The 16262-nt window shown below is 58.5% G+C and carries 17 protein-coding genes; 5 read left to right on the top strand and 12 right to left on the bottom strand.

The window, feature by feature from the left end:
* Positions 1 to 45 precede the first annotated feature (45 nt).
* The 10 genes from AC1DK3_RS10875 to AC1DK3_RS10830 all read right to left on the bottom strand — a co-directional run bounded on the left by AC1DK3_RS10875 (position 46) and on the right by AC1DK3_RS10830 (position 9488).
* The gene (locus AC1DK3_RS10875; protein ID WP_477192215.1) at positions 46 to 1029 is read right to left on the bottom strand and encodes a type II secretion system F family protein; all 984 of its coding nucleotides are present in this window, start codon (positions 1027 to 1029) and stop codon (positions 46 to 48) included.
* Between the two features lie 39 nt (positions 1030 to 1068).
* Positions 1069 to 2058: a type II secretion system F family protein gene (locus AC1DK3_RS10870; RefSeq protein WP_477192214.1), complete on the bottom strand. Its 990-nt coding sequence runs from the start codon at positions 2056 to 2058 to the stop codon at positions 1069 to 1071.
* A complete protein-coding gene (locus tag AC1DK3_RS10865) occupies positions 2051 to 3541 on the bottom strand; it encodes a CpaF family protein (RefSeq protein WP_477192213.1) in 1491 nt (496 codons plus the stop codon). The genes AC1DK3_RS10870 and AC1DK3_RS10865 overlap by 8 nt, the downstream gene beginning before the upstream one ends.
* Positions 3542 to 3554: 13 nt before the next feature.
* Positions 3555 to 4856, bottom strand: coding sequence for a CpaE/TadZ family protein (locus AC1DK3_RS10860; protein WP_477192212.1), 1302 nt, complete (start codon positions 4854 to 4856; stop codon positions 3555 to 3557).
* A 15-nt stretch (positions 4857 to 4871) separates the two neighbouring features.
* A complete protein-coding gene (locus AC1DK3_RS10855; RefSeq protein WP_477192211.1) occupies positions 4872 to 5609 on the bottom strand; it encodes a CpaD family pilus assembly protein in 738 nt (245 codons plus the stop codon).
* 18 nt (positions 5610 to 5627) lie between these two features.
* Positions 5628 to 7247 (bottom strand): type II and III secretion system protein family protein, encoded by a 1620-nt coding sequence (locus tag AC1DK3_RS10850; protein WP_477192210.1) that lies wholly within the window; start codon positions 7245 to 7247, stop codon positions 5628 to 5630.
* Between the two features lie 39 nt (positions 7248 to 7286).
* The gene (gene cpaB / locus AC1DK3_RS10845; protein ID WP_339081951.1) at positions 7287 to 8093 is read right to left on the bottom strand and encodes a Flp pilus assembly protein CpaB; all 807 of its coding nucleotides are present in this window, start codon (positions 8091 to 8093) and stop codon (positions 7287 to 7289) included.
* 221 nt (positions 8094 to 8314) lie between these two features.
* Complete coding sequence (locus AC1DK3_RS10840; RefSeq protein WP_477192209.1) at positions 8315 to 8824, bottom strand: A24 family peptidase; 510 nt, start codon at positions 8822 to 8824, stop codon at positions 8315 to 8317.
* Positions 8825 to 8922: 98 nt separating this feature from the next.
* The gene (locus AC1DK3_RS10835) at positions 8923 to 9099 is read right to left on the bottom strand and encodes a Flp family type IVb pilin (protein WP_477192208.1); all 177 of its coding nucleotides are present in this window, start codon (positions 9097 to 9099) and stop codon (positions 8923 to 8925) included.
* A 209-nt stretch (positions 9100 to 9308) separates the two neighbouring features.
* Positions 9309 to 9488, bottom strand: coding sequence for a Flp family type IVb pilin (locus AC1DK3_RS10830; RefSeq protein ID WP_477192207.1), 180 nt, complete (start codon positions 9486 to 9488; stop codon positions 9309 to 9311).
* A gap of 564 nt (positions 9489 to 10052) precedes the next feature.
* Here AC1DK3_RS10830 and AC1DK3_RS10825 point away from each other — a divergent pair.
* The 4 genes from AC1DK3_RS10825 to AC1DK3_RS10810 all read left to right on the top strand — a co-directional run bounded on the left by AC1DK3_RS10825 (position 10053) and on the right by AC1DK3_RS10810 (position 12832).
* The gene (locus tag AC1DK3_RS10825) at positions 10053 to 10559 is read left to right on the top strand and encodes a pilus assembly protein N-terminal domain-containing protein (RefSeq protein WP_477192206.1); all 507 of its coding nucleotides are present in this window, start codon (positions 10053 to 10055) and stop codon (positions 10557 to 10559) included.
* Positions 10560 to 10719: 160 nt separating this feature from the next.
* On the top strand, positions 10720 to 11289 hold the full coding sequence (locus AC1DK3_RS10820; protein ID WP_477192205.1) for a TadE/TadG family type IV pilus assembly protein: 570 nt from the start codon (positions 10720 to 10722) through the stop codon (positions 11287 to 11289).
* Positions 11290 to 11292: 3 nt separating this feature from the next.
* On the top strand, positions 11293 to 11919 hold the full coding sequence (locus AC1DK3_RS10815) for a TadE/TadG family type IV pilus assembly protein (RefSeq protein ID WP_477192204.1): 627 nt from the start codon (positions 11293 to 11295) through the stop codon (positions 11917 to 11919).
* A 301-nt stretch (positions 11920 to 12220) separates the two neighbouring features.
* Positions 12221 to 12832, top strand: a complete 612-nt coding sequence (locus AC1DK3_RS10810; protein WP_477192203.1) for a TetR/AcrR family transcriptional regulator — start codon at positions 12221 to 12223, stop codon at positions 12830 to 12832.
* Here the strand turns inward: AC1DK3_RS10810 and AC1DK3_RS10805 are convergent.
* Positions 12798 to 13733, bottom strand: a complete 936-nt coding sequence (locus tag AC1DK3_RS10805; protein WP_477192202.1) for a metal-dependent hydrolase — start codon at positions 13731 to 13733, stop codon at positions 12798 to 12800. The two genes, AC1DK3_RS10810 and AC1DK3_RS10805, sit on opposite strands and share 35 nt — an antisense overlap.
* Before the next feature lie 223 nt (positions 13734 to 13956).
* On the opposite strand from AC1DK3_RS10805, the gene AC1DK3_RS10800 reads away from it, so the two are divergent.
* Entirely contained in the window at positions 13957 to 14874 is a 918-nt protein-coding gene (locus AC1DK3_RS10800) for a cation diffusion facilitator family transporter (RefSeq protein ID WP_477192201.1), read from the top strand.
* Here AC1DK3_RS10800 and rimO read toward each other — a convergent pair.
* Positions 14871 to 16262, bottom strand: coding sequence for a 30S ribosomal protein S12 methylthiotransferase RimO (gene rimO, locus AC1DK3_RS10795; RefSeq protein ID WP_477192200.1), 1392 nt, complete (start codon positions 16260 to 16262; stop codon positions 14871 to 14873). The genes AC1DK3_RS10800 and rimO overlap by 4 nt on opposite strands.

Below are 16262 nucleotides of genomic sequence, written 5' to 3'. Positions count from 1 at the left end.
ACAAATCCAAAGCGCGGCGACGCCGATGTCTTCTTGTGGGACGGCTTACTTTTCCATCTGCATGTAACTGATGCCAGCCGGCCCGAGGATGACGATGAAAAGCACGGGCAAGAAGAACACGATCATCGGAACGGTCAGCTTCGGCGGCAGAGCAGCAGCTTTGCGCTCGGCTTCGGACTGTCGAATCTCGCGGTTCTCCTTCGCCATCGTTCTGAGCGCTTGGCCAACCGGCGTGCCGTAACGCTCGGCTTGCACAAGCGCCGTCATCACCGATTTGACGCCGGGAAGTCCCGTCCGCTTAGCCAGATTTTCATACGCCTGCCTGCGATCCTGCAGGTACGACAGCTCTGCCGTCGTCAGCATCATTTCCTCGGCGAGTTCGACCGACTGGGCGACGATCTCCTTGCCGACCTTCGCGAAACCCGCCTCGACCGACATGCCCGATTGCACGCATATCAAAAGCATGTCGAGCGCATCCGGCCACGCTTGCTTGATTGCCATCTGCCGCTTCTGAACACGGTTGGAGATGAACATGTTCGGCACATAAAAGCCGAGGAACCCTGCGGCAAACGCCATCAAGACGTTGACGAGCGCAGAGTAGCCGCTGTCGTAGAGAACGAAGAGATAGAATAGCGCGAAAAAGAAGATCACGATTGGAGCGGCAACGCGGAAGAACATGAAGGACACGATGTTCGCCTGCCCGCGAAGACCGGCGCGCTTCAGGTTTTCACGCAATTCCTCGTTGTCGAAGCGCTCGCGAAGCTTCAGCTGATCGACGACCTGCTGCATAAAGCCCTTCGGCGTCGCTCTCAACCGCCCGCCCTGTGGACGATCCTTCGTCGCCAATTCCGCGAGACGGGCCGAACGCATCTTGCCGCGTTCGATGGCCATCTCCTTCATGCGCCGGTTCATCTGATCACGCTGCAACATCGGCAGCGCAACCGTCAGAACAGTCGCGAACACGCATACGGCGGCGAGCACCGTCGCGATGAATTGCGGGTCCATTACAACGTCGACGAACGACAACATCGCTATACCGCCAGCATGTCTGTCTGCACGAGCAGAAGCCTAGAACTTGAAGTTGATCATCTTCTTCATGACAAGAACGCCCGTCATCATCCACGCCGCGCCACCCGCAACCATGAAGTGCCCGATCGTCGTTGTGAAAAGCGGCATGATGTACCCAGGAGACGAAAGAAAGACCATTGTCATGACACCTGGCGGCAACGAGGCGAGCACCATGGCAGACGCTTTTGCTTCAGCCGAAAGCGCCTTCACTTTGAGCGCCAGCATTTGCCGGTCACGGAGAACATTCGAAAGGTTCGCGAGTGCTTCGGACAAGTTGCCGCCGGATTGCTGCTGAATGCCGATGACGATCGTCAGGAAGCGGACTTCCGATATCGGCATTCGCTCGCACATCCGCTCGAGGCCATCCGCGATGGATAGGCCGAGCCGCTGTTGCTCGACGACTTCGCGGAACTCACCGGCGAGCGGCTCCGGACTTTCGCGCGAAATGACTTGAAAACATTCGTTCAGCGGCAAGCCCGACTTGATGCCGCGCACGACGACGTCGATGGCGTTTGCCAATTGCGCAACGAACTTCTGCTGACGCCGGTTGATCATCTTGTTGAGGATCCAGCGCGGCATACCGAGGCCGCCGACAATGGCCGCAACGACTGTACCGCCTAACGGCAGCCCCAAGATGAATATCGAGACAGACGCGAAGAGACAGCCGAGCAGCGCGCTGGCGATATAGAATTCGCGCGGCTTCATTTTCGAGCCGGACCGCATCAGCCGCATGCTCAGCGTTACTTTTTTATCGGCTTTCTGGCGGTCGTCGATTTCCTTCAGCGAATCGGCAACGGACTTCTTGCGGCTGCTTTGCAGGTCGCCGGCGCCCCCCGAAAGGCGCGAGCTTCGAGCACTGGACACGCTCTCCAACCGCTTCGACTGCCGGTCATCGGCGAAATATGGATAGGCGATCGCGAAGACCGCGCCAGCGAATGCGAGCGCCGCAAGCAGCGGCACCATGAGCGAAAAAACATCGAGATCACCCATTGCGATCACCAAGCGGACCGCCGTGTTTGTCTTCGACCTCGGACTGGACGAGCGCCCGAGTCAGGCGTTCCGTCTCACCGTAATAGTCCGCGCGTTCCATGAAACGCGGCCGCGTAATGCCCGTCGACCGGTGCCGCCCGATCAGCTTGCCGTGCGCGTCCTCGCCGGTGATTTCATAGATGATCAGGTTCTGAAGAGTGATGGTCTCTTCTTCCATGCCCATGACTTCGGTGATGTGCGTGATTTTGCGCGAACCGTCACGCAAGCGCGACGCCTGAACGATCACATCGATGGAACCGCAAATCATCTCGCGAATGGTCTTGATCGGCAGCGCGTAACCGCCCTGCATGATCATCGACTCGAGACGGCTCAGCGCTTCGCGCGGGCTATTGGCGTGCAACGTGCCCATCGAACCGTCGTGGCCCGTGTTCATCGCCTGCAGCAAATCGAACGCCTCCGGTCCGCGGACCTCACCAACGATAATGCGCTCCGGACGCATGCGAAGGCAGTTCTTGATGAGATCACGCATCTTGATCTCACCTTCGCCCTCGAGATTGGGCGGCCGCGTTTCGAGACGTACGACATGCGGCTGTTGCAGCTGAAGCTCGGCCGAGTCCTCGCACGTGATGATGCGCTCGTCATCATCGATCGAACCCGTAAGACAGTTGAGAAGCGTCGTCTTGCCGGAACCTGTGCCGCCCGAAATGAGAACGTTGCAGCGAACGCGTCCGATGATCTCGAGGATCGTCTTTGCGTCCGGCGTAATCGAACCAAACTTGACCAGCTGCTCGAGGCGCAAACGGTCCTTGCGGAATTTACGGATGGTGAGCACGGGCCCGTCGATCGCGAGAGGCGGCGCGATGACGTTGACGCGCGATCCGTCGGGAAGACGCGCGTCGCAAATCGGGCTCGATTCATCGACCCGCCGGCCGATCTGGCTGACGATGCGCTGACAGATATTCATGAGCTGTTGATTGTCGGCGAACCGGACGTTGGTCTTTTGAACCTTCCCGCCGACCTCGATGAACGTCGTGCCGGCGCCGTTCACCATGATGTCGGCGATGTCGTCTCGCGCCAGAAGAGGCTCGAGCGGGCCGTAACCGAGCACGTCGTTGCAAATGTCTTCGAGCAGTTCTTCCTGCTCGGAAATCGACATCACGACGTTTTTGATTTGAATGATTTCGCTGACGATATCGCGAATTTCTTCGCGCGCCGCAATGCTGTCGAGCTTCGACAGCTGCGTAAGATCGATCGTATCGATCAGCGCGTTGAAGACGGTCGTCTTGACATCGTAGTACTCTTCCGAGTGCCGCCGCTGCGTCTCGGCAACGGGCTCAGCTCGCTGCGGCGTGGGGTTCGGCGCAACGGGTGCTCGCGCCGGCGCCGATGCGCGCGGTTCGATAGCGGCGGCTGCCTGCGGTTCAGGAGCCTGCGGCGCAACGCGCCTCTCTGACGATTGATCGTTGGAGCGCCTACCGAACATGGGGCCTAGATCCTCAACGCTTGAGCTTCAACTTCTCCAGGAGCGGCGCGATGGCCGACAACGGCGAACTTGGTTTTTCCGCTTTAGTGTCTTTACGGCGCGTTAGCCTGAACGCTAATTCGTGGAACTTCTCGATCGACTTCGCCTTGGAGTTGAACTCGCCGATCATTTGCCCGTTGTTCGCCGCCTGGCTAAAGGTTTCGGAATCGTAGTCGATCACCGAGATGACCTTGAGACCAAGAGCCTGCTCGAATTCCTTGACGCTGATTTCCTGGCGCTTCGGCACGTTCGTCATGTTCAGGATCAAGTGCGGCTTCGCGTCGTTTTTCCTCGACGTCTTGAGAAGATCGACGATGTTCTTGGCGTTCCGCAGGTTCGCGAGATCCGGAACGGCCGTGATGACAACCTGGTCGGCCTGCATCAGGACGCGCTTCGACCACGGCGACCACCCATGCGGCAGATCGACGGCAACGAACGGCACGTTCTGGCGCGCAACATCGATGACGATGGCGCAAGCTTCGGGCGAAATGTCGTAGTCGCGGTCGAGCACGACGGGCGCCGCAAAAATGGAAAGATGCTGCGAGCATTTCGTCAGCAGACGATCGAGCAACTGGTCATCCAGACGCTCCGGCGTCGCCAATGCTTCAGCTATGCCCTGAACAGGATCCTGATTGAAATCGAGGCCTGTGGTGCCGAACGCGAGATCGAGATCCGCGATCGTGACATCCGATTTCAAAACTTCCGACATCGTCCACGCCACGTTGTGGCAAATGGTCGACGAACCGACGCCGCCTTTCGCTCCGATGAATGCGAAGACATGGCCGACAGGATCGGTTTCCGGATTGTTGTAGAGATTGGAAATGCTCTCCATCAACCCCATCGGATCGACGGGGGAGACGAGATACTCCGCGACGCCGCGCTTCAAGAGCTCACGATAGAGGAGCACGTCGTTGTGCCGCCCGACGACGATGACCTTCGTTCCCGGATCGCAGCTCTCCGCCAACCGATCGAGTTCGACGAGCAATTGGCTGCCTTTAAGCGCACTGTCGAGGATGACCAGATTGGGCGTCGGGCTATCGAGATAGTGCGCGACGGCAGCGCCGATGCCGCCCATGTGGACGCTGACGTGCGCTTTCGACAAGCGGCGATCATTGGCTGCGTACTGAAGCGCGTCGGCAACCTGCGGATCATCGCAAAAGGCTTGAATGGAAATGCGCGGTATGGGACGGGCGCGATCGGCCGGATGGAGATCCTGAGGCGCGCCTTCTTCGAGGACCGGTTCCTCGCCTGGGCTGGTTGGAGCGTGCTTGGACATGTCGTCTCCGAAAGATCAATTGGTGGAGGGCTTGGCGATCGTCGCGGCTTCGGCATCGGCGCCAAGTGGCTTACCTGCCACGTATTTGGAATACATATCGTCCCGGCGGTTCGCGTCGCGGCTGGTCATCGTACGCGGACCGAGCAGGTCAGCCGGGTTCGCGACCATGACGGCAAGATTGCGCTGCCCCGCGCAGCCGTAGTTGGGATACGGCGTATTTTGATAGCTGCGAGCGAGATTTTCCGACCAGTCCCGTCCGCACTCGGGCGCCTCGGCGACATAGCGCATGTAGGACAGGCGCAACGGCGCATCGCGGCCGTCCGCATGATAAGCCTCGACCGCAATCGACGTTTCCGAATAGCCGGTCTCGATCATCAACCGGCGCGCTTCGTCAGCTGCCTGCATCGCGGCGCCTTCGTTCGCCGAACCGCCGGGAGCCGAAATGACGACGCGGCTGTTTCCTGCATCCGAAGCGCGGCTTCTGCCGGCGAACTCCAAAACGCGCGCGCGCTGCGCGGGTGTCAGACCATCGGAACTCGCAGCTATATGCAGATTGAGCGTCGCCGGCTGCTGTGACACGAGGATCGGATGTCGTTGCTCGGGATCGATGACTTGCCAGCCCGCGACCTGAGGACCGGGAGCATCGTGACGGCATCCAGCGATGAAAAGCGGAAGCAACGCTATGAAAAGTACTTTGGCGAAGCCCGAGTGTAAATTCCGGGACTCGCGGTCGGTCGTGCACTTGATCGGCATGATGCGTCTGCGCCCCAGTTATTCGACGATGAAACCGTAATCACCCTTGAGACCGCCGGAAGGCATCGCTTCGCTCTTGCCGTAGATCCTGTTGAGATGACCGAGAAAGTCCGCCTTGAGGTCGGTCGCCGGCGCCAACCCGTCCGTCGGCGCAGCAAGCTGCTGACGCGAGGTCGGCTGCACCAGGTAAGGCGTCACGATGACGACCAGCTCCGACTCCTGGTTTTGGAAATCGCGGCTTCGAAACAGCGTGCCGAGAATTGGAATATCCTTGGCGCCCGGCAGGCCATCGATGTTTTGCTGCGTCTTCGTATTGATGAGGCCTGCGAGGGCGAGCGATCCGCCGGATGGCAACTCCACAACCGTTTTCGCCTGGCGCGTATCGAACACCGGATTGCCGCCGATGAATTGCGAAATATCGCTGACGCTGGTGTCGATCTTCAGACTGATGCGGCCTTCGGAAAGCACGACAGGCGTAAAGCTGAGCTGCACGCCGAATTTTTTGAACGCGACGGAACTCGTGCCGGTTTGCGTGTCGATGCCGGTGACGTATGGCACTTCGCCGCCCGCGAGGAATTCGGCTGGCTCACCCGAAATGGCGGTCAGGTTCGGTTCCGCGAGGGTCCGGATCAGACCGTCACGTTCCAACGCCCGGATCGCCGACTGGATTCGATTGCCACCCGAACCCCATCCCGACAGCAGACCGCTGTTGCCAATGGCGCCGTTACCGGGGCCGGTGTTGAACGGGCATATCGGCGCGCCGACCGCGCAGGCTGCACCCGCAGCGGCGGGAAGTCCGAACGTCGGAAGCGTTCCGAGACCTTGCGCCGCCGATATGGGTAATGAGTTTTCTGTCAGAAGCGTGGTCGAGAAGCTTCCCGACTGCAGCATTCCGCCAAGATTGACGCCTAGCTGCTTCAGAACCGTCCGCTGAACTTCGGCGACCGTCACCTTGAGCATCACCTGCTCTTCAGCTTCGACCGTCAGCATATTGATGACGGGTTGTTTCTGCTGATTGGTCTGACTCTCGCCCATCGTAACGCCCTCTTTGACGTTGACCGACGAGTTCACAAGCTGCTGCGAGATGAATTGTGCGGCGATGTTGCCGGCGCGGGTCGAGTCGATCGGACTCTTGACGCTTCCCGTGAGGATGACCGTCTGATTGAGCATCTCGACCTTGATCGAAGAGCCCGTGATGATCCGGTTGAAAAGCGATTGCAGCCCCGCCGTCTCTCTCTCGATGTAAAGCTCCATGGTCGCGAATTGCGCGCCCGTCGTATCGAAGAAGAAGGCGTTTGCTTCGCCGGTTCCTTTGGCGAGCAGGAAGACGCGGTTTGAACTCAGCACCACCGCATCGACCACGGCGGGGTTCGACACCATCACGTCGCGGACATCGCGCGGGAATTCGAGTAGGACCGATTTTCCCATGCCTATCTTCAGGCTTTTCCTGATAGGGCCGCCGGTGTCCTTGATGCGAATGAACGATTGATGCCCCCCCGCATCCGCCGAGAGGTCGCGATAAGCTTCTTCGGACTCTGGCGGCTGCGCCACTGCCGCCGAAAAGGCGAGCGTCGCGCCAAAAAACATCACGATGGCGCGCAATCGAGCGCGCCAAGAAAATCCGGAATTACTGCGCATGAGCCCTAAACCTATGACGACTACTGATTAATCATTTACTCAGTTCACGCCATACACACGCGACTTGGCTCCGTAGCGAACGATGCGCACGGAATTGTTTTTAGGTTTGTCGAGGCTGACACCGCCGGCCCTTGCCGGGTCTGTGCTTAAATCGGCAACGCTGCGAAGGGACAAAGTGATCTCGCCCATCGAATTCGCGAGTGCCATCATCTCCGCTTGGCGCGGCGTCAGCTCCAACGTCGCCGTCGTTGCCGAACTGTCCGCTGCCTTCTTGCCCTCCTTCGTCTCGATTTGCTGACCGATTGCCATGACACGGACGTTTCGGAACAGCGTGTCGACGACGCTTGCGTCCTGACCGCTGCGGCCCCGCACCTGCCGGATCAGGATGACGTCCACATGATCGTTGGGGAGAATGAGGCTGCCAGCCGCCGTCTCAGCTTTGATCTTCGTCGAAATGGCGCGCATGCCTTGCGGCAGGATCGCAGCGAGAACGCCGCCCTGCCCCGCCTTGATCAGCTTCTGCGCGGTAACGGGCTCTCCGGCGAGCAGCGGCGAGCGCGCCACCGAACCCGAGAGGTTATGCATGATCGACTGGCCGCCGCTCTGCTTGGTGATGTAGCTCGCGGAGACGGCTTCCGAAGGCCACGAGACCCATCGGAAGCTTCCTTCGTTGACGATCTGTCCGACCGGGATATCCGATCCGGCGACCAGGACGTCGGTGCTATTGACCGTCTTCTCGACAGTGATCGGAGCTGCGGGCGGGCGCACGAACGCGCTCGCCACGTAATACGCGAGCAGGGCGGCGCTTAAAGCCACCGAAAATCCAATGAGCTGAGCCCGTTTCATCCGCCCCGTAGTCCCCGAGAGCACAAATCGATCTGCTCCGGACGATGACGGCCAATTGTCAATTTGAGGTTAATCTCTGTCTCGAAGCGAGGCTAAGACCCCGAAACGTTGTAGAGACAGTTATGAATACGTTAACGCTCGTTCGGCGAGCACGCAACATCCCTTGATCGGCAATTCCGCCCGGCTCGCGGGCACGCGTGTCGGACTCGCCCAAAGGAAAACTAGACGACGAGAGACAGAAAGATATCCGTCGCCGGGAAGACCACGAGCCCACCCGCCGCGATGGCGATGCCGTAGGGGATGGGGCCCTTGGGCAGGTGGAGACGCAGAGCCCAGCCCGGAAGAGCGAGCTTTTCAGCGGGAAACCAGTTGCGGTATCCGAGGATTACGAGCGAAAGCACGCCGCCGAAAATCGCGACGAAGACGAGATACTCGACGATGTGATTTGCGCCGATCCAAACGCTTCCCGCGGCGATCAGCTTGGCATCTCCACCACCGAGAAGATTGAGCGAAAAGAGCGTGAACGTCACGCCGAGGATCGCGAACCCGATTGCGAGGTTGGTGCCGAAAGTCTCGAGCGGCATACGCGTGAGCAGCGCCACGACAATAAATCCGCCGACGAGCGCGAGCGAGATCTTGTTCGGTATTTTCATCGTGAAGAGATCGTTGGCCGCGGCAAACGCCATCGCGACTGGAAACGTCATGAGCAGGATTGGGTCGAGCGACGCCATGAGTGGAGACCTAGATGGATGCAAAAGACGCTACGAGAATGCAGCATGTGAGTAAAAGCGCGCCTAACGGCCGCGAAATCTCTGCTTTCGATTCCGCCTTACAGATTGGCCGCAAAGTACGTGCCGATGGTCGCGAACATGCCCTGCAAGGCTCCGGATATCTGCGACAGTGCGGCGACCATGCAGATACTCACCATCCCGGCAACCAACGCATATTCGATAGACGTCGCGCCGCTTTCATTGCTTAGGAAGCTCCGGACGAACCCTTTGTGCATGTCGGTTACCTTGTGCTGTCGGAGCTGAAGTCGGGCGCCTTCCGCGAAGAATTGTGGCGCAGAGATCTTAATCTCCGGTGGCCGCATGAAATTTGCGAAGCATTGCCGCGGGCAGCCGCACCGGCCGGAACTATCTCGGATGAAAAAATGCGCCCGGAGTTGTTTTTTCCGAGCGCATCTTTTTCGCAAACCTAGGAAGGCAAGTTGCCTTACTTAGCCGTGTTCGCGGTGTTGAGTTCGGTGCCAACCTTGGTGAACGTGTCGTTCAGGTAGCCCTTAAGAGTGCCGAGCGAAGCGATGATGCCGACAGCGACGATCGCAGCGATCAGGCCATATTCGATGGCCGTTGCACCCGACTCGTCGTTCATGAAACGCGAAAACAAGTTCATCTGTACTCTCCCAAACTAGTCGTAAGTGTAGTGTCCAATCCTGCTTCGCCGGGGGGATCCGTCCTCACCAGCGAACTTTAGCGACAATAATGCTCAAAAATTAAAGTCAGGTAAAACCGCGCAGGTTGCACGGATGACCTAACTAAAGCGCAAATGAACGCCCGATATTTTGCAGAAGTTACGAGTATAGTCACAGGAATGACCAGATGACTATTATTACTAAATCGAAAATAACAGAACGAATACATGAAATGTAGAAGTATTCAATAGTTAATACTGCTTAATTATTTGGTATTTGGCTTCGGATCTGGAGGTGGATAGAGCATAGCCTCTGCCGTCTTCCACAATACAATCCGAGACGCAGCTGCGCGTGACCTTGGATGAACACGGCCTCCATTCACCGGCGCACATTCAACTCGAGTAACTTTTTCATCCCGCGAATGACGCGCTGCAACCTGTAGGATCGCGCCGGTCGCCACTCCGCGCTCGATTGAAACGGCCATTACCAGTTCCTTCACCAATTCATGCGGTAATTATCTCTTCCTCGAGATAGCCGGATGCCGAATGCTGAGAAGATCCAGACGACCCGCAACGCCACCCCGGCTGATCCGCGGCATCGCGTATGCGAGCCTCATTGCATTGGCCGGCATGCCGGCAACCGCCGGAGACTTGGTCGTACGTTACGATCAATCCCAACTGCTGCGGCTTCCAAGACCGGCATCTGAGATTATCGTGGGCAATCCTTCGATCGCGGACGTCACTCTTCAAGACGGCAACCTGGTCGTCGTGACCGGCAAGACCTTCGGAATAACGAACATCATCGCCCTCGATAGCGACCACAACGTCATCCAGGACCAGCGGGTGATGGTGGAGCGCGACGATCGCAGAATCGTCAATCTGCATAAAGGAAGTCAGCGCTTCACGTACGCGTGCACGCCCAACTGCGAGCCGACGCTGACAATCGGCGACGAGAAGGACTTCTTTGATAACGTCAAGTCGGCGAACTCCAGCAAGACGAAGTTCTCCGAAGGCTCAGCCGATCAAGGTGCCAACGCAAACAACCAGCAATAATGAGCGGGTAGAGGAACGGCGCCGATTCCCGGCGGGCGCCGTGTTGGATGCGATTAACGCTTTGTGAACCGCGCCGAAGGAAGGATGTTTCGATAAATACGCTTTTAATGTTCCAGGTCTACCTCTCAACGTAACGCATTGAAGAGGGATCTCGAGCGCAATGACGGCTGGCATCAAGCCGCTTTTGAATCTTCTCGGCCTTCGTCGGCTTCAACGCGACGACAATGGCTCGACCGCGGTTGAGTTTGCGATCGTCGCCACGCCCTTCATGATGTTCATCCTCGGCCTCGTCGGCTGCGCCTTCTATTTTTTCATTATCAGTTCGATCGAAAAGGGCATGGACCAGGCGAGCCGCCTTATTCGCACCGGACAAGCGGTCACGCAGAAAATGACCGTCGACCAGTTCAGAAAGAAAATTTGCACTGGGGCAGGCCCGTGGATCGACTGCAACAAACTTCAGATTTTTGCGCAGGCTGCGGATAATTGGAATGGCGGTATCCAGCCGTACAAATGTCTGGACAACACCACAAACCTCTCTCTCGTCATGAAGCCGACGGACCTCATAGCTATTTACACCGGCACTGCGAGCCAGATCGTGATCGTTACGACCTGTTATAAATGGGACTTCACCGCCAAGCTCCCGCTCATCAAATTTGGCAACGCTCCCGACGGCACGACGATGATGCAAACCGCTACTGCTTTCCGCAGCGAGCCCTACCCGAGCAATTGAACCATGCATCAGTTTGGGCCTTCTCGATTGATATCTCAATTCCGCTCGCTGCTGCGGGACAGCTCCGGCGTCGCAGCCGTCGAGTTCGCGTTTCTCGCGCCGCTACTGATACTGATGACTTTCGGCACCTTCGAAATCACACGCGCACTGATCGTTCACAAGCGCTTCCAGAAAGCGGCGGCGATGATCGGGGACCTCGTAGCCCGTGAGCAGCAGCTCGGCGCAACGAGTACGGACGCAAAAAATCAGCTCAATGCCATCATGGTCGCAGCCGTCCAGGCGATGTCGCCGTACAGCTCCAACGCGATGCGGATGGGCATCTATCAATTCAGGGCCAACAGCACCGACGCCACGAAGACCAGAATCGAATGGTCTTACGCCTACAATTCCATGGTCATTCAGCCATGCTCTCTGACGTACACTGCGAATAAGCTGGTTCCGGCGAACCTCCTTTCGAAGGGTGACGCCGCAATCATCATCGACGCCCAATATCAGTTCTCGCCGCTGCTGAAGAACCTGCTGCCGGCCATCATAAAGAACCTGACCTGGTCCGACACGGCGACGTTTTCCCCGCGCTACGGGTCGGTCTTCTACGGTCAGGCGACCCAAAATTCGGTTTGCCCGACCTAATTGGTCATTCATCTCGAAATTTCTGGGGTGTGTGCGCTCGGCGCATCAACCACGAATGAAATTCGAATACTTTTTTTAATTAATCCGAGTACGGAGGAAATTAATCCTCCTATGCCGGATTAATGAGCACTCCATTATCTTAAACACCCCTTCTACCGCAAGCGCGAAGAAAACTTTTTTCGCCGGACGCACAGAATTGAGCATTCCTTTCTAGTAGCGCCCCGACAGACCCTTGTCTTGTTGCAACCATCCGGTACAGTTTACTCATCATAATTAAAAGTGCGCTAAGGATTGCCACCTTATGGGACGAAGATCCGTTCATTCGCCTGAGGAGTTGCGTCAGCTTATTCTCGATGCCTCGCAAACCATTGTGGAACGCAATGGAATGACGGGACTCTCAGCTCGCGAAATAGCGCGGATGATCGGTTATTCGCCCGGCACGCTCTACAATATCTTTGAGAACCTGGATGACGTTCTGCTGACGCTTCAAGTGCAGTTGATGGGCCGCACCCTCGAACACATGAAGCGCGTTCCGCTCGGACCGGATAGGGAAAAGAACGTCGAGGCTTTGGCGCACGGCTACGTCGACTTCGCCCTCGTCAATCGCCGCATGTGGAATCTATTTCTGGCCCACAGCTTGCCTCCGGGAACCAGCGTGCCCGTGCTGCTTCACGATTATACGAATAGCCTCATCGACATCGTCAAAGACCAACTCGCTCCGATCGCACCGGACGCATCGCGTGAGTCTCTCGATGCGATGGCACGCACTCTGTGGGCTGGCCTCAACGGCATCACGGGGATCGCGGCAACGGAAAAGGGCGTCTACCTCACGCCCGCGACCGCGCAATCTTTCGCCAAGGAATTGACGACGAACTTTATTAGGGGTTTGCGCTGCCAGGCAGCACATCACTAGCCGGAGCGGGAGCCGGAAGCGGTGCCGCTTCTGCCGCCGGTTGAGGCTGCACACTTGGAGCCGCGGCGTCCTTCGCCTCTCCAGGACGATCGCCAGGATGCTCGCCGATCGAACTCGTCGTTATACCGTTCGCGCTATCGGGCTTGCGGCTCGCAAAGTGCGGACCTTGAACGATTCCGAACCACTTGTCGGTCGGCAGCATCCGCTGCTGCAAACCCGTCCACATGCTGCGCGAACTAAGCCCATCGACGAATGTCGTTGTCTGCGGTGAAATCATGATCGCCGCCGCAGTTGCCCCCGCCATCGCGAGCGAAGCTCCGAGATGCCGGCGATCGAATAACTTCAACGCCGTGCCGAATGACGATTTGATGCGCGTGTCCATCACGTCGACCGAATAGATCTCATCGAGCGTCAGATGCGTGATGTAACCGACGAACATGAACGCGCCGGCGAGCCACGAAACGCCCTCCGGCTTGCCGAGCAGATACCGAAACACGATCGCCGTCGCGACTGACGAAAATACCGCCGCTAGGATCGAATGCCAGATCCCTCTGTGCACCGAGATACGATGGAAGATCGCGTGCAAGCCGTATCGAACGACGAGAAGCGTTCCGAGCCACAGCACCCAAAGCTCGGCAATGGAGAACTCCGTCGCCGCATTGAAGAGCACCGCGAATGAAAAGAAGATCGCAAGCCCCGCGAACATCGCCCGGCTCGGCCGCGAGTCCTTGAGATCGATGTCGGGCAGCACGGAACCGAGAACGCCGGCTAAAGTTACCGCGACGAGATTTTGCGGAGCGACGACGTCCGCCGCGAGGGTGAGGGTTGCAAGCGCGCCAGTTACAACGGTACCAATCGCGATGTGAGTGGTGAAATTCGCCATCGTTGCCACCAACCGCATTTGCCCGCTCGAAAACCGAGACGTATGGACTGGCTAGCGGCCCTCTCTTCGGCTAATGGAGCATCAGATTCGCACCGCCCCGACGAGGGCCTGATGCGGCACGGATGTGGATAAGCCGGCCGGGAGCACGGCCGGCTAAGGCCGAAACGATCCTTCCAATTGCGGCGCTGCGATTCGAGTATAAGACCTGGGCGCAGCCATCGACGACGGAACACCGCTTTTAATGTCCACCGCCACTGAAAACGAACACAGCAGGATCGCACGCGTAGCGGCGATCAATATCGGCGTCGCGCTGACCGTCGTGACCTTGAAATATATCGCCTACGCGGTTTCGGGATCGGTCGCCCTCTTCTCCGATGCGCTCGAAAGCATCGTCAACGTAATGACCGCCATCGCGGCCTTTAGCGCCATCCGCCTCAGTGCCAAACCGGCCGACGCCGATCATCCCTTCGGTCACTACAAGGCCGAATTCCTTGCGGCCATGTTCGAAGGCGCAATGATCGCCGTCGCCGCGGTTCTCATCATGATCAAGGCCTATTCTGGCTTGGTGAACGGCGTCGAGCTCGCGCACCCGGGCCTCGGCCTCGCAATCAACGTCCTCTCGACTGTGATAAACGCCGCTTGGGCTTGGGCGATGATCAAGTGGGGACGGAATTGGCGCTCGCCCGCGCTCGTGGCGGATGGCCAGCACTTGTTTACGGACGTCATCACGTCAGTCGGTGTCGTCATTGCCCTGATCGTTGCAATTCTGACGGGCTGGACGATCCTCGACCCATTGATCGCCGCCGTCGTCGCGACTCACATCCTCTTCATGGGCTACAACATCGCGACGGATTCCATGTCGCGATTGATGGATCAGGCGGCGAGCCCCGACATCGAGGGCCGCATCAGAGGCGTCATCGAAGCGAACGGCCACGGAGCGCTCGAAGCACACGACATTCGCACCCGCCAAGCCGGACGCGCCCTGTTCATTGAATTTCATCTCGTCGTGCCGGGCACGATGACTGTCGATGATGCTCACGTCATCTGCGACCGGCTCGAGAATTCAATCGAGCAGAGCATCGAAGGCTCTGAGGTCGTGATTCACGTCGAGCCGGAGTACAAGGCGAAGCCGGAGGAATCCGGCGCCGTACCGCTTTAGGCCCGCTCGGCCCAGAGATCGTACTCGTCAGCTTCGACGACCTTGCCGCGGATCATGTCCCCGGCTTTCAAATCGGCTTCGCCATTGAGAAACACGTTGCCGTCGATATCGGGCGCGTCCCACTTCGAACGGCCGATGGCGCCGTCTTCGTCGACTTCATCGATGATGATGTCGATCGTCGATCCGACCTTTGCTCGCAGTATCTCGCTGCTGACGTCCTTCTGAGCGGCCATGAAGCGGTGCCAGCGCTCCTCTTTCACCTCTTCCGGAACCGCACCCTCGATCGCGTTGGCCGTCGCACCCTGCACGGCTTCATACTTGAAGCAGCCGGCGCGGTTGATCTTGGCTTCCTTCAGCCAGCTGAGCAGGAATTGAAAATCTTCCTCTGTCTCGCCCGGGAACCCGACGATGAACGTCGAACGAATGGCGAGATCCGGGCAGACGTCACGCCAGCGGCGAATACGTTCGGCCGTCTTCTCCTGCGACGCAGGCCGCCGCATCGCCTTCAGGACCGACGGAGAGGCATGCTGAAACGGGATGTCGAGGTACGGCAGGATCTTGCCGTCCGCCATCAGCGGAATGACGTCGTCGACATGCGGATAGGGGTAAACGTAGTGCATCCGCACCCACGCGCCGAGATCGCCCAGCGCGCGCGACAAATCGAGAAAGCGCGCTTTGAGCGGACTGCCCTTCCATGGGCTCTCCGCGTATTTCAAATCGAGGCCGTATGCGCTCGTATCCTGGCTGATGACGAGCAGCTCTTTGACGCCGGCGCTGACGAGACGCTCGGCCTCGGTCATCACGTGGTTCGACGGCCGGCTCGCGAGATCACCTCTGAGCGACGGGATGATGCAGAACGTGCAGCGATTGTTGCAGCCTTCCGAAATCTTCAGATAGGCGTAATGGCGCGGCGTGAGCCTAAGCCCCTCGGGCGGCACGAGATCGAGAAACGGATCGTGCAGCGGCGGCACGGCGTCGTGCACGGCTTCAACGACCTGCTCGTATTGATGCGGCCCCGTCACCGCGAGAACACCCGGATGGGCCTCGCGAATCCGATCCTCTTCCACGCCGAAGCAGCCCGTCACGATCACCCGGCCATTGCCGTTCATCGCTTCGCCGATGGCGTCGAGACTTTCCTTTTTGGCTGAATCGAGAAAACCGCACGTGTTCACCACGACGACGTCGGCGCCGTCGTAATCGCGGGCTATCGAATAGCCTTCCGACCTGAGCTTGGTGATGATGCGTTCGCTGTCGACCAGGGCCTTCGGACACCCGAGCGATACAAACCCGACTTTGGGCGTGCGTGATTGCGGCTCGACCGCGCCATGCGCCAGCCGCCGCACCTTTGCACTTTCCTTTGCCTTGATCTTTACTGAGGGTCTCGCCAT

This window comes from Hyphomicrobium sp. 01T421, from assembly GCF_056398805.1.
Note: the sequence above shows the minus strand (reverse complement) of the source record. Positions and strands in the feature narration are given on the sequence as shown.

Coding starts and splice junctions, on each gene's coding strand:
- AC1DK3_RS10875 (WP_477192215.1), bottom strand. CDS start 1,029: ATGTTGTCGTTCGTCGACGTTGTAATGGACCCGCAATTCATCGCGACG.
- AC1DK3_RS10870 (WP_477192214.1), bottom strand. CDS start 2,058: ATGGGTGATCTCGATGTTTTTTCGCTCATGGTGCCGCTGCTTGCGGCG.
- AC1DK3_RS10865 (WP_477192213.1), bottom strand. CDS start 3,541: ATGTTCGGTAGGCGCTCCAACGATCAATCGTCAGAGAGGCGCGTTGCG.
- AC1DK3_RS10860 (WP_477192212.1), bottom strand. CDS start 4,856: ATGTCCAAGCACGCTCCAACCAGCCCAGGCGAGGAACCGGTCCTCGAA.
- AC1DK3_RS10855 (WP_477192211.1), bottom strand. CDS start 5,609: ATGCCGATCAAGTGCACGACCGACCGCGAGTCCCGGAATTTACACTCG.
- AC1DK3_RS10850 (WP_477192210.1), bottom strand. CDS start 7,247: ATGCGCAGTAATTCCGGATTTTCTTGGCGCGCTCGATTGCGCGCCATC.
- cpaB (WP_339081951.1), bottom strand. CDS start 8,093: ATGAAACGGGCTCAGCTCATTGGATTTTCGGTGGCTTTAAGCGCCGCC.
- AC1DK3_RS10840 (WP_477192209.1), bottom strand. CDS start 8,824: ATGGCGTCGCTCGACCCAATCCTGCTCATGACGTTTCCAGTCGCGATG.
- AC1DK3_RS10835 (WP_477192208.1), bottom strand. CDS start 9,099: ATGCACAAAGGGTTCGTCCGGAGCTTCCTAAGCAATGAAAGCGGCGCG.
- AC1DK3_RS10830 (WP_477192207.1), bottom strand. CDS start 9,488: ATGAACTTGTTTTCGCGTTTCATGAACGACGAGTCGGGTGCAACGGCC.
- AC1DK3_RS10825 (WP_477192206.1), top strand. CDS start 10,053: ATGCTGAGAAGATCCAGACGACCCGCAACGCCACCCCGGCTGATCCGC.
- AC1DK3_RS10820 (WP_477192205.1), top strand. CDS start 10,720: ATGACGGCTGGCATCAAGCCGCTTTTGAATCTTCTCGGCCTTCGTCGG.
- AC1DK3_RS10815 (WP_477192204.1), top strand. CDS start 11,293: ATGCATCAGTTTGGGCCTTCTCGATTGATATCTCAATTCCGCTCGCTG.
- AC1DK3_RS10810 (WP_477192203.1), top strand. CDS start 12,221: ATGGGACGAAGATCCGTTCATTCGCCTGAGGAGTTGCGTCAGCTTATT.
- AC1DK3_RS10805 (WP_477192202.1), bottom strand. CDS start 13,733: ATGCGGTTGGTGGCAACGATGGCGAATTTCACCACTCACATCGCGATT.
- AC1DK3_RS10800 (WP_477192201.1), top strand. CDS start 13,957: ATGTCCACCGCCACTGAAAACGAACACAGCAGGATCGCACGCGTAGCG.
- rimO (WP_477192200.1), bottom strand. CDS start 16,262: ATGGCGAGACCCTCAGTAAAGATCAAGGCAAAGGAAAGTGCAAAGGTG.